Origin of the sequence: Vibrio sp. VGrn 2 (assembly GCF_009361695.1) — a bacterium.
In the GTDB taxonomy this organism is placed as follows: domain Bacteria; phylum Pseudomonadota; class Gammaproteobacteria; order Enterobacterales; family Vibrionaceae; genus Vibrio; species Vibrio diabolicus.
On sequence record NZ_RBWD01000009.1, the window covers coordinates 193,311 to 210,726 of the forward strand.

Sequence of the window (17,416 nt, forward strand, 5' to 3'; positions counted from 1 at the left end):
ATTATGGCTAAGCCAACTCTTGCGCCAAAATCACAGGGGATGGATCCCCGTTTGTACTGCGATTACGCTCGCTTAGTACGCTTGCAAGCACAAGCAGAATCATTCAGTTTACTTCCTCACCTAAAAGCGGGTAGCGTACTCTCAGGCCGCCACAATTCGCTGTTTCGTGGTCGTGGATTGAACTTCGAAGAGCTGCGTCATTACCAATTGGGTGACGACATTCGTAATCTGGATTGGAAAGTTACGATGCGCACAGGCAAACCGCATGTGCGTAGCTACACCGAAGAAAAAGATCGCAACGTGATCGTGTGTGTCGACCAGCGCAGCGCAATGTTTTTTGCTTCGACACAAGTAATGAAATCGGTTGTCGCGGCAGAAATCGCGGGCATGTGCGGGTGGCGCGTGTTAAAAGATGGCGACCGAGTTGGTTTTGTCATCGCATCCCAACAGGCGTTGTTTCACAGCAAGGCACAGCGTTCGCAAAACGATCTTCTGGCGCAACTTAAGCGCCTCGCTAAAGCCAATCAATCGCTCAATGTGGACTCCCGCAATTCCGAAAAAGTGACGTTCAGTCAATGGATTGAGCTCATTAAACGCATGAAGCTCAAACAATCCACTTTGATTTTTATCAGCGACTGGAGCGACTGCGAGGAGCATCACCTTGATCACCTTAAACAGCTACAACAGCACAACGATGTTCTCGCAGTGATGGTCAGTGACCCATTAGAACAAGCGCTACCAGACGATTTGGCAAAATCGAAATGGGTGGTTGGTGATGGGCAGTATCAACTCAATTTAGACAGCAAAGCAAAGGTAGAAGCCGCGAGCGCAAAGCTTGAGGCTCGAACTAGCTTACAGCGACAATCACTCTCTCAACTTATGGCGATGAAACACCTTCCGCACATCGAACTCGATACGACAGGCGAGCACATTAAACAATTTCAAAAACTGGTAGGAGGACGTTAAATGAGTGGTCTTCCTACGCCTCCGAGTACCTACATACTCAGAGACCTACATGATGTGGCCGTGCCACCAAGCGTGAGTTGGTATCCGCAAACTATTGGCTGGAAGATTTTAGCGGCGGTTGCGCTCATTGCATTGGTGTATGTCGCGTATCGTTTGGCTCAACAGTGGTGGTGTAACCGCTACCGACAAGAAGCTCTGTTGACGATTTCGCAAATCAAACCGAGCGACAAAGGCATGCCTAAAGCATTGTTCTCTGTGCTTAAAATTGTGCTGATTCATGTTGATAGCCGTAACGCAAAATTGTTTGATACTGCCTTTTTGCGCAAGCTTGATGCGCTATATCCGCAAACCGGAGATTCTCAAGCAAACTCGCAAGTGGTCTTTAACGATGAGCTTTCAAAGCGCTGGCTACAAAGTATTGTTGACCCCAGCGTTACGCTAACCAATGAAGAACGAGTAACGCTTATTGCTCGTGCGAAAAACTGGGTGAGTGAACACCGTTGTGATGCTCAAAAAAGCGCGGTAAAGAAATCTCCATTATTGAAACGCAAAGCAAATCAGGGAGGTCAACATGAATGATCTTCTTGCATCGCTAACTGGTTTGTCTGGTTTTGAATTTGCTCACCCAATGTGGTTTCTGATTTTGCCGCTGCCATTGATGGTGTACTACTTGGTGCCTGCATATCGCACTAAGCAAATGGCGATCAAAGTGCCGTTTTTTAGTCAGTTGGTGGAAGCGATTGGCGAGACGCCATCAGAAGGTGCAAGCCAGTTAACCCCAAGCTGGTGGCAACGAGCAACATTAATTCTCTCATGGCTTTTGGTGGTGTGTGCGATGGCCAAACCTACGGTGTTAGGCGAGCCTCAAGTTCGCGAGAGTTTAGGGCGCGATGTGATGGTCGTGGTGGATCTTTCGGGTTCCATGGCTGAGCCTGATTTCACGTCTCGTACAGGTGAAAAAATTCCTCGCCTTGATGCGGCGAAAGAAGTGCTGACGGAGTTTGTTCAGTCTCGTAAAGGTGACCGATTAGGCTTGGTTCTTTTTGGTGATGCCGCTTTTGTGCAAACGCCATTCACCGCAGACCAAAAAGTGTGGCTCGAACTGCTTAACCAGACCGATGTGGCGATGGCAGGGCAGAGTACCCATCTTGGTGATGCGATTGGCTTAGCGATTAAAGTTTTTGAGCAAAGCGATAAGTCGCGTGGTGCTTTAGAGCAAGATCAAAACCGTGAAAAAGTCGTGATTGTATTAACCGATGGTAACGACACGGGCAGCTTTGTCGAACCGATTGATGCGGCGAAAGTTGCGAAAGCCAAAGGCGTGCGAGTGCACGTGATTGCGATGGGTGATCCGGAAACGATAGGTGAAACCGCGTTGGATATGGACACGATTCATCGCATTGCGAAAGAATCCGGCGGTGAAGCGTTTGAAGCTCTCAACCGTGATGAACTGTCAGCTGCCTACGACGAGATTGGCAAACTGGAACCTCAACTTTACGAAAGCACCACATACCGCCCAAAACAAAGTCTTCACCATTACTTGATGGCGTTAGTGGTCATCATGCATTTACTCGCGTTCAGCGTCGCGACACTCAAAAGAAGGGCTGCAACACGATCATCATTAGGAGAGAGCGATGTTTGATTCTCTTAGTTGGACGCAATTCTTTACGCAGTTTCATTTTATTCGACCGCTATGGTTAATGGCTTTGATCCCCATGTTTTTCTTGGTGTGGTTGCGCTGGCGAGAAGAAAGCAAACCAAGCTGGAAGGATATTCTGCCCGAACATTTACGCAATGCTTTGACGATTGGCGAGCGAGGTTGGCGCAAGCAACTGCCGCTTAAGCTCTTGATGCTGATTGTGCTAATCGCCATTGTGATTTGTGCAGGCCCAACGTGGCAGCGAGAATCCTCTCCCTTTGGTGAAGATAAAGCCTCTCTGCTTGTGGTGCTTGATAACAGCGACTCGATGCTGCAAAAAGATCTCCCACCAAGCCGCCTTGAGCGTTCCAAACAGAAAATACGCGATTTGTTAGTTGCGCGAAAAGGCGGAAAAACGGGTTTAGTCGTGTTTGCGGGCAGTGCTCATGTGGCGATGCCTGTGACTCAAGACAGCAAAGTATTTGACCCATTTTTGGCGGCCATTACGCCAGAAATCATGCCCGTGCAAGGTAAGCTTGCTGAAAAAGCCTTACCGTTAATTGATCAACAATTGCAAGGTCAACCAGGCTCCACCGTTTTGTTGGTGAGCGATGGCGTGAACCCGGCCACGATTAAGCAATACCAAGCGTATTTTGCAGGTAAACCTTATCAACTGTTAATTCTTGCTGCGGGGAATACAGACATCGTGAGTAACAACCCGATGGATTTGGATTCTCTGCAAAAACTGACCAGCCAAACCAACGGTCGATTGGTGGAAGTGACGGTCGATAACAGTGATGTCGAACAACTGAATCGATACGTTGAGCGCAATATGCAGCTTAATGGCGAATCTTCAATGCCTTGGAAAGACATGGGTTATCAACTGCTGTTCCCAATCGCGTTAATCATGATGCTGTGGTTTAGAAAAGGGTGGTTAGTGCAGTGGTGCGTGATTGCAATGGTGAGCGGTACACTGTTGATGCCGACCAGTGCAATGGCGGAGAACATTTCTGTTAAAGCCGAACAGCCACAAGTTGTGCAAAAAGTGACGACCTTCGACAAAGTGGCGCAATGGTGGTGGGATTTGTGGCTGACGCCAGACCAACAAGGACAGCGTTTGTTCAACCAACAAGCGTATTTAGAAGCTGCAAAACACTTTGTCGATCCATTACGCAAAGGCACGGCGTACTACTACGCTAGCGAGTTTGAGCTCGCGCACAGTGCGTTTTTGGAAATGCAAAACGACCCGTCCGAAGAGGTTCGAGATTACGGTCTTTACAATGCGGCGAGCGCGTTGGCGCGTCAGCGTGAATATTTGGCTGCTCGCGACTTGTTAAAATCCTTAGCCAGCAAGCCAACGTTGAACGAGTCGTTAAGACCTGATGTTGAGCACAACTTGAAAGTGATTGCTGGCATCGTCGATGAGATAAATCAGATGAGTGAAAGTCAAGCCGGAACAGAGCAAGAGGCGTCAACCGAGCTAGGCGACAACCCTCAAACCGCAGAAGGAGCGGATGAACAAACGTCAGCAGAGTTGATGATTAAAGAGACGTTAAGCGCAGACGACATTTTAGGTAGCCAAGAATTAGCCGACAAGTGGCTAAAGCGAGTCGAAGCGGATCCGAAGTATTTCTTACGCGCTAAATTCCAAATTCAATTACGCTCGCCAACAACGGGTAGCTCAACTACGACAACGGAACACAATACAGAGGAGGCTGCTCAATGATGATGAATGCCCATCGCGTTACCTCTTTTACACTTCCTGCACGGATAGTGGCATGGTTAGTGGTTTGTTTGAGTCTGTTCGTAAGTCGTCACGTTTTCGCTCAGGATATTTACGATCTTCAACGCAATCATGGTGTTGAGTTGCAAGCGTGGGTTGGTCAACAACCAACGGCTGGAGAAAAGCGTAAAACGCCAAGTTTTAGTGTCAACGAGCAAGTCATTTTAACCATCGAAGTGGCAACGCCGCGCTGGTTTACGGGGGGGACGCGAATTGCCAGTATTGAAATGCCCAATGTTATCGCCAAACAGCGTAATCAGTTAGCCACTAACTTCACGGAGCGCAAGGGCGGACAAACTTGGTCGCGTCAACGCTGGGAAGTGACTTTGTATCCGCAAGCATCTGGTGATTTTGTGATTCCACCTGTCGCAGTGGGCGTTCAGGTGTCAGCGCCGGACGGCGAGAAGGTGTCAGGCACCCTTTACACGCAGCCGATTAAGTTCAAAACTGTCTTGCCTTCGGGATTGTTGAGCGGTGATACGCCTTGGTTTTCTGCAACGCGCGTAGACGTAAAGCAAGAGTGGGAAACCTCCACTGAGACACTCAAAGCTGGGGATGCAATCACGCGTAAAATCACTATTTCAGCTCAAGATTCGCTATCTGTGTTGCTACCAGACTTGTTGAAAGGAGAATCAACAACCCGTTACCAAGCGTATCCTCAACCCCACCGTCTGACAGATACGCAAACACGTGGTGATTACCAGTCAACACGCACAGAAGAGAGCGTGTACGTGATTCAACAAGGTGGTGAATTAACCCTGCCAGATTATGAGTTCCGTTGGTGGAACAGTAAGACTCAACAAGTGGAAACGGTGGTGTTAGAGGGCAAAACATTTGCTGCGAAGCACACGTTGAAATCCTTCATCAAAACGTATTTTGTATGGATTGTTTCCACGCTTGTATTGCTGGGTTTTGTGGTTATTTCATTGGTAGCTATTAAACGTTACTACCGCAACAGACCGACACCAGCATGGTTGATGTTCCACCGTTTGTTAAAGGCTAAACGTTGGTCTGAAGCAAGGGCCGTATTGTACAAACAATTGCGTTTAAATACGGCAGAGCTGGAAATGACCAAAGCCGATACGAGTGAATCGTGGCAAAAAAGTGCGTCGCGAATGCAAAATGGTGAAAATAGCGCTCATTTAATGAAGTCGATGTGGCGCAAGATCCAGACCAAACAACAACGCTTTAAATTCCGTATACCGCGAGCGTTACCAGAACTGGACAAAGTCATTGGAAGAGATGGCAATGAATAAAACGGGGCGCTAATATAGCGCCTCGTTTTTATTAGAGAATAGAGTTCAAATGAGCCAAGAGTTTATGCGCCGCGCATTGGAAGTGTCCAAAAATGCGCTTCCTGAATGTCAACCAAACCCGCCGGTTGGCTGCGTGTTAGTGAAAGACAATCAAATCGTTTCAGAAGGTCATACTCAAGCTATTGGTGGCAACCACGCGGAAGTAGAAGCGCTGAATGCATATCAAGGCTCGTTAGAAGCGGTGACGGCATACGTTACGCTCGAACCGTGTTCGTTTGTAGGTCGTACGCCAGCTTGCGCGGTGACATTAGTAAAATCCGGTATTGGCAAAGTCGTCGTAGCCATGTTGGATCCAGATCCGCGCAACAGTGGTCGAGGTATCGAGATTCTAAAACAAGCCGGTATTGAGGTAGAAATTGGTTTATGCGGCGAGGAAGTCAGCGAGTTTCTTACCCCATATTTAGGCAAATCTTAATGTAAGCTTTGGCTTGCACGGTAGCTGCTCACTTATGAGGTGAATGGAGCACGTCAAAATTGAGTTAAAACTCATTAAAACAGGTCGTACCGCCCATTTCTTGTACTTGGCTACGTTAACTATCATGCTGTTAGATTAAAATAGAGAAAGTGATTTTCGAAAAATTTAATAGCATGAAACCGACCGATCTGAATCTTATCCCCATCTTTATTGCCATTTATGAAGAGGGGAACTTATCTAAAGCAGCAGCACGTCTCAGCATCACGCAGCCCGCAGTCAGCAAAGCGTTGGCACGCCTTCGTGATATTTATGACGAACCTTTATTTCATCGCTGTACCAAGGGGGTAGAACCTACCTCTTTTGCTATGGATATTTACCCTGCGCTGCTTACTTCGGTGCAAAACTTTACTTCAACTCTGGCGGCTTCTAGCGAATTTGACCCTAAAGTGTCGAATCGAGTGTTTTCCATTGCTTGTGTCTCTGTTGCAAGTTTTGAGTTGCTCCCTCAAGTCATGAAACAGATCCGTGAGTTAGCACCACATATTGCTTTAGAGGTTCATCCACTCTTTACGGAAGATTTTGAAAGCGATCTACGTTTGCAACGTTACGACTTGATCATTGATATCGCGCCAAGAGCACGAACGGTTTTAAAAGTTGAAACTGTGCTTACTGAGCGCTTGGTGGTGGTGTGTAGCGAGGAGCACCCACGCTTAAAGGGCGAGATTACGGCTGAACAATTTTTTGAAGAAGAACATGTGGTGGTTTCGCAGTGGCAGAGTCGTAAGAGCTTGTTAAACGCCGATGATATTGTCGACTTGGACAAAAGAAAGATAAAGTATCGAGCTTCTGGCGTGTTGGAAATGCTACCTGTTATCTGCGGTAGTGAATATATTGGTTTAATGCCCGAGTCGATGATCAACTTGTTCAACCACACCTATCATGTTAAATCTTTATCTATGCCATTTGATGAACAAACCTATGAGCTCTGCACAATATGGCATCCTAGTCGGACAAACGACAGTGCCCATCAATGGTTGCGATCACAGATTAAACGAGCAGGGAAAACCATCAACCAATAGGAAGTGCAATGAAGAAGACAATACGTGCCATCCTTAACGGCAAAAAAGCTGGGAACCCAGAGTTAAGAGATGCAATCATGAAAATGAGAGACAAGGGCGTCGATCTGCAAGTGCGAGTGACTTGGGAATCTCAAGACATGCCGCGCTTGGTGAAAGAAGCGGTTGATGAAGGGATTGAACGTATTGTTGTCGCTGGTGGCGATGGGACCGTCAATGAGGCGGCTTCTGCGATTATCCAAATTGAAGAAGAAAAACGCCCTGAGTTAGCCATTATCCCTCTTGGTACCGCAAATGATTTTGCCACCGCGATTCAAGTGCCAGCTTCTATCAAGGCGTCTTTATCTCTCGCCGTAGAAGGGCAGTCTGCTTTGGTCGATTGTGTCAAGGCTAACGATCGCTACTTTATTAACGTAGCAACAGCAGGGTTTGGCGCAGAAGTTACGGCAGAAACGCCTGTTGAACTTAAAAACTTTCTTGGTGGCGGCGCTTATACACTAACCGGTGTTGTAAAAGCGCTCGGCTTTAAACCTTATGACGGAACAATAAAAATTGAAGGTGGGGCTTATCAGGGAGAAATGTTGCTTGGCGCTTTCTGCAATGGTCGCTTAGCTGGAGGTGGGCAAGAGTTAGCGTCGAAAGCGATGATTAATGATGGCTTGATGGATCTAACACTGGTGCGTCCATTCTTACCTCATGAGCTGCCAAAAGTTATCGAAGAGATCAATAATCCTAGCGAGAAAGGTGAGTTTGTAAAACACACAAGAGCAAGCTGGTTGGAGATAGACTTCCCAAATCCACTTCCGCTCAATTTAGATGGCGAACCATATCATTCGAGAACAATACGGTTTGATGTTCAGCCTAAGAGTATACGATTAGTCTTGCCGCAAGATTGTCCTTGCTTGACCAGCTAAACGAGTAGTTTCAAGGCCCATAAACAACACAGCCTCCAATATGTGGCTGTGTTGTTTATGTTGAGGTGTCAGGCGAATTAAAGCTTTTGAATGGTTTCTACGTCAATCTGCGTGGTTGTCCACTCTGAGTCAACTTCGCCTCGAATCGTTACTTTATCGTTTGGACCAACGTCTAGCCCCATCCAATCTTCATTGTCGATTTCCACTTCGATTTCACCAGTCTCATCTTTGAACAAGTAAGTCTCGTTACCAAGAGATTGAACAATGTGCCCGGTTAACATGACTGCGCTGTCGTCGGTTGCGTTGTGCGCCTCTTTCACCGAATTAATTACGCTTATTTCTGGACCATTAAACGCGGCGAAAGCTGAGCTTGAAAGTAGGGCAAACATGGATGCTAAAATCATTTTTTTCATTATCGCTTCCTTAAATTAGAAGTAGTAAGTTGTGCCTACGTTAAAGGATGCAGTGTTCACGTATCGGTCTAGTTGATATTTTGCGTTTGCACCTATGGTGAGCTGCGGGAAAATTCTGTATTCCGCACCCACTGAGAACATTGCGCCTAGCTCGTTGTTTTGCTCTGTGTTGTGGAAAAGCGTGTTGTTCATTTCCACATCGTCATTCGCGACAAGCTCATATTCTTGATGTTTAGAAACCTTGGCATCGTATTGTGTGTAAGTTAAACCGGCTTTGAATTTTGTAGTCCACTTATCATTTAATGCATAGCTAAACACTGGAGACAGCGACACTTGCTTGGCTTTGATTGACGCATCCCAATCCATTTCATGATGGTAATCTTTGCCATCAATTTGTTTGATACCAAGGTTCTTTGAACGATTATCATCAAGGTCAAATTGGCTGTAGCCCAACTCTAGCGCCCAGTTGTCATTGAACGCGTAACCGACAAAACCTGAGAAAATACCGTCTTCAAGCTCAGGGTTGAGTGTTACGTTGTCAGTTGAAAAGTGAGGTTCCAAATCATGGTCAGTGGTGCCTAGTCCATATTCCAGACCTACATAAGGAGCCGCAGATACCGAAACTGAGCAGGTAACAAGTAACGCAAGAAGTGTTTTGTTCATTTTATTTTGCCTCTTCAAATCAACTTAGTGAGTAGAAGCGCATTTTGTGTGAAGAAGCGTGAAGCGATCGTGAAGAAACGAAAAAATGTTTAGAAAAAAGAGCAAGGGGCGATAACCGAGGGGCGGTTTGAGTGAACAAACACCAAGCTCTTTATATAGAGTAAGTTAAGTTGCTGCGACGTAACACACCGCAAACGGGACATTAAGGCGAGTAAACTCTTTGATCCAACGCCATTGGTTATCCTGGAGTTTATCGCCAGGGCCTTTCACTTCAATCCACTCGAACTCATTTTCTTTAAAAGCAATGAGATCCGGCATCCCATTACGGTAAAGCTTAAGGTCGCTCAATTGTATTTTGAACAGCGCCATCAGCATATTGGTTGGGATGGTGTTGAGCGCTGTTTCGAGTAGCTCTTTACTTATTAAATTCCAATGTACAAATGGATTACTAATGCCAAACTTCTCATCGTATTTTGTCAATAACGTCTGGGTGTTGCCCGCTTCTAGTTCGGCAAAAGCGGTGTCTATCAAAGCTTGGCGCTTGGTAACAAAATCTGAGTGATATAAATCTAAAGGACGGTGTTGATAAGCGTTAATGAATGCCCCTTCAATAGGAGCAAAAATCGCATCCCAGAATGTAAGCCCCAGTAGCGAGTTGAGCAACGCATTTTCAGCGTAAAACACATTCCAGCCTAAGGACTCAAAATACGCTTTACTGGCAAGCTCGACTCGTTGTTGAGATAAATCCAGTTCAATATGATATTCGGAGCAGAGTGGCTTCGCTACTCTTGGTACTTTCGCGCCTTGTTTTCGCTTCAACCGTTGCTCAAGTTTTTGTGCGACTTCGAGCTCAGACACATCAAATGGCGACTGCAGCATCTCTGTGACAATGTCACTAAATAAATCATCTTGGTTTAGTTTGTCATAGATACGTGCTCGTCGTTCTCGGCTCGGAGCGAGCTGAGTTTGGCTAAATAGAGATAGGGCGGTCTCTAGCTCATTAATACGCTCATAGTCTCGCGCAATGTCATTCAACATGTGTTCGCGTTTACGATCTACGTAATGGTGACTAACTGGATGAGGCATTGCCTCAATTAATAAGTCGAGGTTCGCTTTGTCTTTTCGATCAAATTGCCAGTACAGGTTGGCCAGTTGGCTTAGTTCAATTAAGCGGTCTATTTGCTCACGTGAATCAAAGAAACGGCGCACTTTACTCAATTGGTATTGCTCGAACTGATGTAGACCTAAGTCATCAAGCACAAACTGACTTAAGTCTTGATGAGTGTTGGCAAAAAATAGGGTGAGTAAAACGTCGATCATGTGGGCGGAATTGAGTTTGATGATCGTAAACTCAAGCTGCTCAAAACGATCAAATTCCGTGTTGCTTAAACGCTCCACAAAGGCATCTTTCTTTAATGACTTCGGTAGCTCTGGGTAAAGTGCAGAGATCTCCGGTTTCGTCAGTAAGTTAGACGCTAACTCTTGATGAGAGAGTGGGGGGGAAAGGGCCACAAACTCATGTTGACTCAATTCTGCCAGTGCTTCATTGATTGAAGGTATTTCTTGATAACTCAGCTTATCACTTCGAAACCAACACCCTTTTCGGCTGTATAAACGCACTAACAGGCACTGGGCGTGTTTGCTCAAGGAATCAAACGAGCAAAGCCAAGCGTGTTCTTCCTCAGCCAGTAAATCGCTGTACCAGGTTACTGCGTGGTGAGTCAGCTTAAAGAAGTTTTCTAGATAGTAGTCTGGTGCAAGTTCGATAGGGCTTTCCATAAACGACCTGTAACAAAAAAGGCTTAACTCATAGGTTAAGCCTTTTCGCTATCAAATCAATTCGCAATTATGCGTTTTTTAGCTGCGCTACTTTCGCTTCAGACAGTGGCTTAGTGATGAACGCAAGTACGATACATACTGCCATCATTGCTGATGAAATAGTGTAAGCCAAGGTGTAGCCTTCGCCGTTCGTCATAGAGAAGCCAACAACTGCTGCGCCGATTGCACCACCGATACCCCATGCAGTGTAAAGCACACCGTAGTTAGTACCGTAGTTTTTCAAACCGTAGAACTCGGCCGTTAGCGTAGGGAATACCGCTAGAAGGGTACCGTAACCTACCGCTGCGATCGCAGTACCAATGATCAGAGTAAACTCAGAGTCGAACGTTGCGAACAGCACCATGTTTACGCCTTGTAAGACGAACGCAAGTAGAAGCGTACGAACACCGCCGATTTTATCTGCAAGCATACCCGCAGCAACACGACCGCCAGAGTTGAATACAGCAAGAATGGACGCTAGGTAAACCGCGTTTGGCAAGTTTGCTTGAACGCTTGCGATTGTCGTGATGTTACCGATGATCATTAGACCAACAGAAGCTGCGAACGCGTACATGATCCATAGAGAGTAGAACTGTGGCGTCTTCAGCATTGCTTTCCAAGTTAGATCATCTGACTTTTTAACCGCTTTAGGTGCTTGACCTTCTTTTACTTTCGGTTCTGCAGGCGTGTAGTCTGCTGGTGGGTTATTGATGGTTGCTGCAAGAGGAACTGCAATTGCCAGGATACCAACACCAAGAACCATAAAGCTCGTTTGAATGCCCATGCTGTCGATCAATGATGATGTTACTGGTGCTAGGTAGATAGCCGCTAGACCGAAACCAGCCGCAATAATGCCGTTAACCATGCCTTTCTTCGAAGCGTGGAACCATTTCATTGCAGAAGGTGATAGGCATGCGTAGCCAAAGCCGATACCTGCACCTGTGATCACACCGAAGGTAATGTTCAGCATGAGTGGAGTGTCAACAAAGCCAGATGCGATCATGCCTAGACCTGTAAGAACAGTACCTAGGATAAGGATCATACGCGGACCCATGCGGTCTTGAAGAATACCTGCAACAAGAAGACAGATAGAGAAAGTGATGGTTGCAGTTGCGTAAGGTGCAGAAGCTTCTGCAGCACTCCAGCCTGATTCAGTTACCAGTGCCTTGTTGAATACACTCCAAGCATACAGGATGCCAAGACAAAGGTTGATACAGAACCCTGCTAACAGGATGCGCATAGCTTTATCAATCTTGCTCATTTTCATTCTCAGTTTTTCCTCTTGTTGGCAATGCCGCAAAGAGGGTTGGTTTAAAGATGTTTTTTCTCAAAATTAGTTTGCGTTTTTCAACGATTAACGCAATGAGCGCGGATTATAACCAATAAATATGTGATTGGAATCTCTTTTTACCGTTACTGATAAAATAATTTGAAACATTAAAAGCGGATGTGAATTCATGGTTTTGTATGTGGTTTTAGTGTTATCAAAAGGTGATGATTTTTGTTGTTGGGAATGAGGAACTAGTCAAAATAGAGAATTCAGTGCGCAGTTGGGTGCACAGCTCACATTTCATATAAAAAATTTCAAAATGTTACCGTGTTAACTCCCTGTAACAAAAATGACTGAAATATCGTCTTGTTGCCGTAAGTATTGGATGTAAAGGGTTTCTTAAATTTAAATTGTTAACCTTTTGTAATAACTAGGGCTGATTAGGTTTTTTGTGCATTAAGTGAACAAAAAAGTCACTTGTAATTGCAGATTATAGGAGCAGAATATAGCGAAAAATGAGATTTCATTTATGAAGGGATGCTTTTTTAGACTTGTTGTGAGGTGACTTATGAAACTGTTCCTATTACTCATGGCTTCGGTATCTGCTGGTGTCGCATCTGCAGATCACATCCATTCATTTATGTTGGGTCTATCTATTGCTTCTCTAGCGGTAGGGAGCTGTTATTTCTTTGCATTCCGTAGCTCGCGCTTTCCACAGCTTGCTTTATTCTTACTAATTTGCGGCATGCTTTCTAAGTTGACGATAACGGTTGTTGGTGTGATGTGGGGAATGTCGGCTGAATTAATTACATCTCCAATCGTATTCGCACTTTCGTATTTATTCTTCTCTCTCGCCGTGACCTACTTATGGTTTAGTTATCGAGAGAGTATCACTAAGATCCCTGATCGATTTAAGTCAGCGTAAATCGTCAAATAAGAAAACATAATGAAAAAACGCCAGCACTTTTGCTGGCGTTTTTGTTTAAAGCTAAGTCAGTTAGCTTGTTGTGTTTGGCTCGGTAGGGTTTGTCCTGTATTGACTGATACTGTTAGTGGCGGCTCTGGAACTTCTAAGAAGCAGGCGATTACCCTATAGAGTTCTCCTTCCGCAACGGTAACCTTTCCATCCGATTCAATCGCTAATCGACACGCTTTTACGAACAAGCGACGACTTTTCGGTTTGAGTTGCAGTAGGAGCTCTAAAGCAGCGCGATTTAGGCCCCAGTTCTTATTTGCGGGTTGTAACTCTGCATCATTAAAGCCCAAACAGGTTAGGGCGCTGCTAAATGCACGTTGAGCGTCTTCCGGTTGAGAGTGACTAACCCAAGCCAATTCGCGCAGTAGCCAAAACACACTCTCTTTTAATTGCTTTAAAGATTGGATCTGTTTTGTACATCCATACGATTCGAGTAGTTGCTTCTCCAATAAGTTGATGACACACCATTCTGCGAGTGAGTAGTGGTCATCAGTTTGAGAGAGTTCACGTAGCACCTGGCACAGTCTGTTTTTCTGACCCTCACTCAGCGATTTCAAGGCAGGGATGGAGAGTTCGAGTAATGGAAAGCGTAGATGAAGAGGCAAATCATAATCCAGCCATGGTAATAATTGTGCTTGAGACACCTTTGGGATATGACTTTTTATCATCTCTCGCTGGAGTTCACTGCCATCAAATATCAAGGCAAAAGCAATAAAGCGCGCACTGTATGGTTCACGAGCGATGTCGACAAGTTCGGAAGGAAGTTGGTTAAGTAGTTGTTGACCTACTTCGCTGAGTTCTGCGGTGGTTGGTTTCTCAGGTTGTGTCGATGTCCCTGATGTGAATCCACTAACGTTATCATTCTCAAAGCTTGTCGTTGGACGATGCGAACTTTGAGAAAAACTTCCATCCCAACCAGGTTCAATTCGGCGAATCCGTTCTTCTAGTGGAGGGTGAGTCGCAAATAGGCCAGAAAAGCCGGAGAGTTTGCTTTGACCAAACATCATATGGCTCATCTCATCGCTTGCTTTTGTATTCAATGAAGAACCCGCCATATGACTACCAATTTTCTTGAGTGCACCAGCAATGCCTTGATCGTTTCGAGTAAATTGAACGGCACTGGCATCAGCGAGAAATTCACGTTGACGAGAGATTGCAGCTTTGATCATCGAGCCAAACAAGGTGCCAATCCAGCCCAGAACCAAACAGATAATCGCAATCAGCATGATAACCGCAAAGCCTTTATCGGAATCGGAAGAACTTCTTGATACGCGGCTCGTATGATGAGTGTTATCTAAGACCAAGTGTCCAAAATGTGCAATGCAAGTGATGCCAAACAGTACGCCGATAAGACGTGTATTTAAACGCATATCTCCGTTTAAGATATGGCTGAATTCATGAGCAATGACACCTTGTAGTTCATCTCGCGTGAAGCTATCCAGTGCGCCTTGTGTGACGCCGATGACGGCATCATCAATGCTCATGCCTGCTGCGAAAGCATTGATACCGCGCTCTTCCTGCATCACATAGACGGGAGGAACCGGAATACCAGATGCAATTGCCATCTCTTCCACAACGTTGAGCAGTTGTCTATGTTTTGCATCCAAGGTGTTTGAGGAAATCAGCTTGCCGCCTATGCTCTCAGCAACACCTCGGCCTCCATTGGAGGTGAGGGCGGATAAGCGAACCGTTGAACTTATCGCAACAACCAGCAATACACCGGCAAAGCACAACAAGACGTAGGTAAGTGCGGTTTCTTGATCAAAGTGTTCGCCTGTTACTCCGTAATAGATACCAATCGATAATACGCTTACCAAACCAGTGATGGTGACAACTGCTAAGGAAAACAGGAACACCAAAAGCCCAGTGCGTTGACGCGCGGTATCTTGATGGTCAAAGAAATTCATTAGAACTCAACCTTCGGGGCCGCTTGTATTTCAGCACTGTCAGAAAACTCTAACAGTTTGCCATCTTGGAATCCGAATGCGTTGGAAAACAACACTGGCGGGAACGTTTGTTTGTATGTGTTGTAGCTGGTTACCGCATCATTAAATGCTTGGCGAGCAAACGCAACTTTGTTCTCAGTGCTGGTTAATTCTTCTTGAAGCTGACTCATGGTTTCATTCGCTTTAAGCTCAGGGTAGGCTTCCACTACCACATTAAGTTTGCCCAACGCACTTTGCAGCATGCTTTCCGCTTGGTTTAGTTGGCTAATTGCTGCATCACTACCAGGTGCGTCACTGGCTGCTTTCAGGCCAGCAATTGCTTGATTACGAGCTTGGATGACACGTTCAAATGTTTCTTTTTCGTGTTCCATATAGCCTTTTGCAGTATTAACTAAGTTCGGAATCAAATCGTATCGACGTTTTAATTGAACTTCTATTTGAGCGAAGCTGTTTTTGAAACGGTTTTGTAGAGTAACGAGCTTGTTGTAGATACTGACGGCGTACACCACAATGAGCAGGACAATAACGATAAAGACAATAAATGCAGTCATAATAAATCCCATTTTCTTAATGTATTCAGTTCTTATATAAACTGTTGAGATATTAAGCAAATGCTTCTGAAGAAGCGATGTAATAACCGAGAAATATGTCACGAGTTGAGTAACAATTAAAATGCATTTACAAAGCAATACAGAAAGAATAATGGCACTGGAGAGATGAAAGAAATAGGCCCAGCTAGAAGCCGGGCCTTGTCGATAAGCAATATTGGCGATGCCGCTAGGCACTCATTGGAACAAGTACCATAGTACCAATAATAACTGTGATAAGACCTGCAAGAACCGGAACAGATGTTCGTTTTACAACCTCAAACGGGCTGATGTTCGCCATACCGGATGTCGCAACGATTACGCCAGACACTGGTGAGATAGTACGACCTAGGTTTGATGCTTGAAGCATCGGGATAATTAGGAACGCTGGGTTTAGTCCCATTTTCGCAGCCAAAGATGGTGCTAACTCTACAAATGCATAGAAAGGCGCGTTACCAGACCCCGTTGCAATTGCTGCTGCAACTGTCAATGCAGTAAGGATAAGCATTAAAGCAACACCGCCTGCACCTGCATTGTCTGCAAGGTGAAGTAGGTTATCGATAGCGCCGATAGACATTAGACCTTGCGCAAAAACCCCCGCTGCAACCAAAAGCATCACAACGCCTTTGAACGCGTCAGCCATGCCAGCGTAACAAGAATCTAAATCTTCTAGTGATTTCTTACCATCAAACTTATTTACAACGTAATGGATCAGAGCGCCAAGGAAAATCGAACCGACCACAATAGTATAAATGTCTAGGCTAAGTCCTGGAATGGTACGACCGTTGAATAGGAACACGCCGATGATAGGTAGAAATGGCAGTGCCGCATAAAACGCTGGCGCATCGGCTTTGATCTCTGATACGTCAATTTTTTCCATTGGCGTATTTTCTTTCTTATCTAAGTATTTGTTCCAGAAGAAAGCCGCGGCAGCCATCACGATGATTGCGCAGATAGAAACAGGCAACACTGTTTGTACCGCAAACACATCAAGCGCCAAGCCAGATTTTTCGGCGGCGATCACCACATCACCAGAGGTTGGAGAAAGAATGATTGCCGCAGGAGAGGCACAAACTGCAACCGCTGCTGGACGAGAGATCCCCATTGCGACCATCATTGGGAATAATGTCGCCATTAATAGTACGCCAAGGCCGGTTGCAGAACTTACTGCAAGAGACATCAAACACGCCACAATGTAAGCCGCTACCAAAAGGACATAAGGAGACTTGATAACAGAAAGCGGTTTAGAGAACTGTTTCACTACAACGTTATTCGCGCCGATGTGAGTCATATAGGAAGCGAAGCCACATAGCAACATGATTTGCATACCAAGGCCGCCGCCGCGGTATTGTAGCATGTATTTAACGTATTCTAGCGCGTCTGTCACCATGTTACCGGTTGAGGTGATTTTTGAGGGCAGCACGTCATGCCCCAATACGCCAGTCATAAGAAGTAAAGCAATACCAGCCGTCAGTAACACGCCCGCTGCTTTATAGCCTTTGACGATAAAGTAACCCACAGCAATGGTGACAACTAAGCCAATTAAGAGCTCTAACATAGGGATCTCCGAATGTTATGAAAAAAAGAAAGAAACTGTTTCAGTTTATGACAAGGAATTTACAGAATTCTTAACT

Annotated in this window: 16 protein-coding genes; 9 read left to right on the plus strand and 7 right to left on the minus strand. The window is 45.5% G+C overall.

Features of this window, described 5'->3' with window-relative positions; genetic code table 11:
- The first annotated feature begins 3 nt into the window (after positions 1-3).
- From D8S93_RS15985 to yegS, 8 genes are all read left to right on the plus strand, one after another.
- Positions 4-966 carry a DUF58 domain-containing protein gene (locus D8S93_RS15985; protein ID WP_085344812.1) on the plus strand — a complete coding sequence of 321 codons (963 nt, stop codon included), beginning with the start codon at positions 4-6 and terminating at the stop codon, positions 964-966.
- Entirely contained in the window at positions 967-1,545 is a 579-nt protein-coding gene (locus tag D8S93_RS15990; RefSeq protein WP_134645602.1) for a DUF4381 domain-containing protein, read from the plus strand.
- Positions 1,538-2,608 (plus strand): vWA domain-containing protein, encoded by a 1,071-nt coding sequence (locus tag D8S93_RS15995; protein ID WP_152814218.1) that lies wholly within the window; start codon positions 1,538-1,540, stop codon positions 2,606-2,608. Before D8S93_RS15990 ends, D8S93_RS15995 begins: the two co-directional genes overlap by 8 nt.
- The gene (locus D8S93_RS16000; RefSeq protein ID WP_152814220.1) at positions 2,601-4,331 is read left to right on the plus strand and encodes a VWA domain-containing protein; all 1,731 of its coding nucleotides are present in this window, start codon (positions 2,601-2,603) and stop codon (positions 4,329-4,331) included. Before D8S93_RS15995 ends, D8S93_RS16000 begins: the two co-directional genes overlap by 8 nt.
- Entirely contained in the window at positions 4,328-5,644 is a 1,317-nt protein-coding gene (locus D8S93_RS16005; RefSeq protein ID WP_152814222.1) for a BatD family protein, read from the plus strand. The genes D8S93_RS16000 and D8S93_RS16005 overlap by 4 nt, the downstream gene beginning before the upstream one ends.
- 49 nt (positions 5,645-5,693) lie before the next feature.
- Positions 5,694-6,119, plus strand: a complete 426-nt coding sequence (locus D8S93_RS16010; protein WP_053806013.1) for a bifunctional diaminohydroxyphosphoribosylaminopyrimidine deaminase/5-amino-6-(5-phosphoribosylamino)uracil reductase RibD — start codon at positions 5,694-5,696, stop codon at positions 6,117-6,119.
- Positions 6,120-6,292: 173 nt separating this feature from the next.
- A complete protein-coding gene (locus D8S93_RS16015) occupies positions 6,293-7,198 on the plus strand; it encodes a LysR family transcriptional regulator (protein ID WP_152814224.1) in 906 nt (301 codons plus the stop codon).
- A gap of 8 nt (positions 7,199-7,206) precedes the next feature.
- The gene (yegS, locus tag D8S93_RS16020) at positions 7,207-8,109 is read left to right on the plus strand and encodes a lipid kinase YegS (protein WP_152814226.1); all 903 of its coding nucleotides are present in this window, start codon (positions 7,207-7,209) and stop codon (positions 8,107-8,109) included.
- 77 nt (positions 8,110-8,186) lie between these two features.
- Here yegS and D8S93_RS16025 read toward each other — a convergent pair whose 3' ends face one another.
- The 4 genes from D8S93_RS16025 to D8S93_RS16040 form a co-directional block, all read right to left on the minus strand.
- Positions 8,187-8,522: a NirD/YgiW/YdeI family stress tolerance protein gene (locus D8S93_RS16025; RefSeq protein ID WP_104973619.1), complete on the minus strand. Its 336-nt coding sequence runs from the start codon at positions 8,520-8,522 to the stop codon at positions 8,187-8,189.
- Between the two features lie 15 nt (positions 8,523-8,537).
- A complete protein-coding gene (locus D8S93_RS16030; protein WP_152814228.1) occupies positions 8,538-9,185 on the minus strand; it encodes an AcfA family outer membrane beta-barrel protein in 648 nt (215 codons plus the stop codon).
- A 165-nt stretch (positions 9,186-9,350) separates the two neighbouring features.
- Positions 9,351-10,964, minus strand: a complete 1,614-nt coding sequence (locus D8S93_RS16035) for a VRR-NUC domain-containing protein (RefSeq protein WP_152814230.1) — start codon at positions 10,962-10,964, stop codon at positions 9,351-9,353.
- A 67-nt stretch (positions 10,965-11,031) separates the two neighbouring features.
- Positions 11,032-12,264, minus strand: a complete 1,233-nt coding sequence (locus D8S93_RS16040) for an OFA family MFS transporter (RefSeq protein ID WP_031780690.1) — start codon at positions 12,262-12,264, stop codon at positions 11,032-11,034.
- A gap of 577 nt (positions 12,265-12,841) precedes the next feature.
- Between D8S93_RS16040 and D8S93_RS16045 the strand changes: the two genes are divergently transcribed.
- On the plus strand, positions 12,842-13,198 hold the full coding sequence (locus D8S93_RS16045) for a hypothetical protein (protein ID WP_005398137.1): 357 nt from the start codon (positions 12,842-12,844) through the stop codon (positions 13,196-13,198).
- A gap of 68 nt (positions 13,199-13,266) precedes the next feature.
- Here D8S93_RS16045 and D8S93_RS16050 read toward each other — a convergent pair whose 3' ends face one another.
- The 3 genes from D8S93_RS16050 to dcuC form a co-directional block, all read right to left on the minus strand.
- Positions 13,267-15,156, minus strand: a complete 1,890-nt coding sequence (locus D8S93_RS16050; protein WP_152814232.1) for a M48 family metallopeptidase — start codon at positions 15,154-15,156, stop codon at positions 13,267-13,269.
- Complete coding sequence (locus tag D8S93_RS16055) at positions 15,156-15,746, minus strand: LemA family protein (RefSeq protein WP_170892618.1); 591 nt, start codon at positions 15,744-15,746, stop codon at positions 15,156-15,158. Before D8S93_RS16055 ends, D8S93_RS16050 begins: the two co-directional genes overlap by 1 nt.
- A gap of 226 nt (positions 15,747-15,972) precedes the next feature.
- Positions 15,973-17,340, minus strand: coding sequence for an anaerobic C4-dicarboxylate transporter DcuC (dcuC, locus tag D8S93_RS16060; RefSeq protein ID WP_005398199.1), 1,368 nt, complete (start codon positions 17,338-17,340; stop codon positions 15,973-15,975).
- Positions 17,341-17,416: the final 76 nt, after the last annotated feature.

Bases quoted from the DNA above. Each gene is read 5' to 3' on its own strand.
- D8S93_RS16045 (WP_005398137.1), top strand. From the start codon at position 12,842: ATGAAACTGTTCCTATTACTCATGGCTTCGGTATCTGCTGGTGTCGCA.
- D8S93_RS15990 (WP_134645602.1), top strand. From the start codon at position 967: ATGAGTGGTCTTCCTACGCCTCCGAGTACCTACATACTCAGAGACCTA.
- D8S93_RS16030 (WP_152814228.1), bottom strand. From the start codon at position 9,185: ATGAACAAAACACTTCTTGCGTTACTTGTTACCTGCTCAGTTTCGGTA.
- D8S93_RS16050 (WP_152814232.1), bottom strand. From the start codon at position 15,156: ATGAATTTCTTTGACCATCAAGATACCGCGCGTCAACGCACTGGGCTT.
- D8S93_RS16010 (WP_053806013.1), top strand. From the start codon at position 5,694: ATGAGCCAAGAGTTTATGCGCCGCGCATTGGAAGTGTCCAAAAATGCG.
- D8S93_RS15985 (WP_085344812.1), top strand. From the start codon at position 4: ATGGCTAAGCCAACTCTTGCGCCAAAATCACAGGGGATGGATCCCCGT.
- D8S93_RS16015 (WP_152814224.1), top strand. From the start codon at position 6,293: ATGAAACCGACCGATCTGAATCTTATCCCCATCTTTATTGCCATTTAT.
- D8S93_RS16000 (WP_152814220.1), top strand. From the start codon at position 2,601: ATGTTTGATTCTCTTAGTTGGACGCAATTCTTTACGCAGTTTCATTTT.
- D8S93_RS16025 (WP_104973619.1), bottom strand. From the start codon at position 8,522: ATGAAAAAAATGATTTTAGCATCCATGTTTGCCCTACTTTCAAGCTCA.
- D8S93_RS16040 (WP_031780690.1), bottom strand. From the start codon at position 12,264: ATGAGCAAGATTGATAAAGCTATGCGCATCCTGTTAGCAGGGTTCTGT.
- dcuC (WP_005398199.1), bottom strand. From the start codon at position 17,340: ATGTTAGAGCTCTTAATTGGCTTAGTTGTCACCATTGCTGTGGGTTAC.
- D8S93_RS16035 (WP_152814230.1), bottom strand. From the start codon at position 10,964: ATGGAAAGCCCTATCGAACTTGCACCAGACTACTATCTAGAAAACTTC.
- D8S93_RS15995 (WP_152814218.1), top strand. From the start codon at position 1,538: ATGAATGATCTTCTTGCATCGCTAACTGGTTTGTCTGGTTTTGAATTT.
- D8S93_RS16005 (WP_152814222.1), top strand. From the start codon at position 4,328: ATGATGATGAATGCCCATCGCGTTACCTCTTTTACACTTCCTGCACGG.
- yegS (WP_152814226.1), top strand. From the start codon at position 7,207: ATGAAGAAGACAATACGTGCCATCCTTAACGGCAAAAAAGCTGGGAAC.
- D8S93_RS16055 (WP_170892618.1), bottom strand. From the start codon at position 15,746: ATGACTGCATTTATTGTCTTTATCGTTATTGTCCTGCTCATTGTGGTG.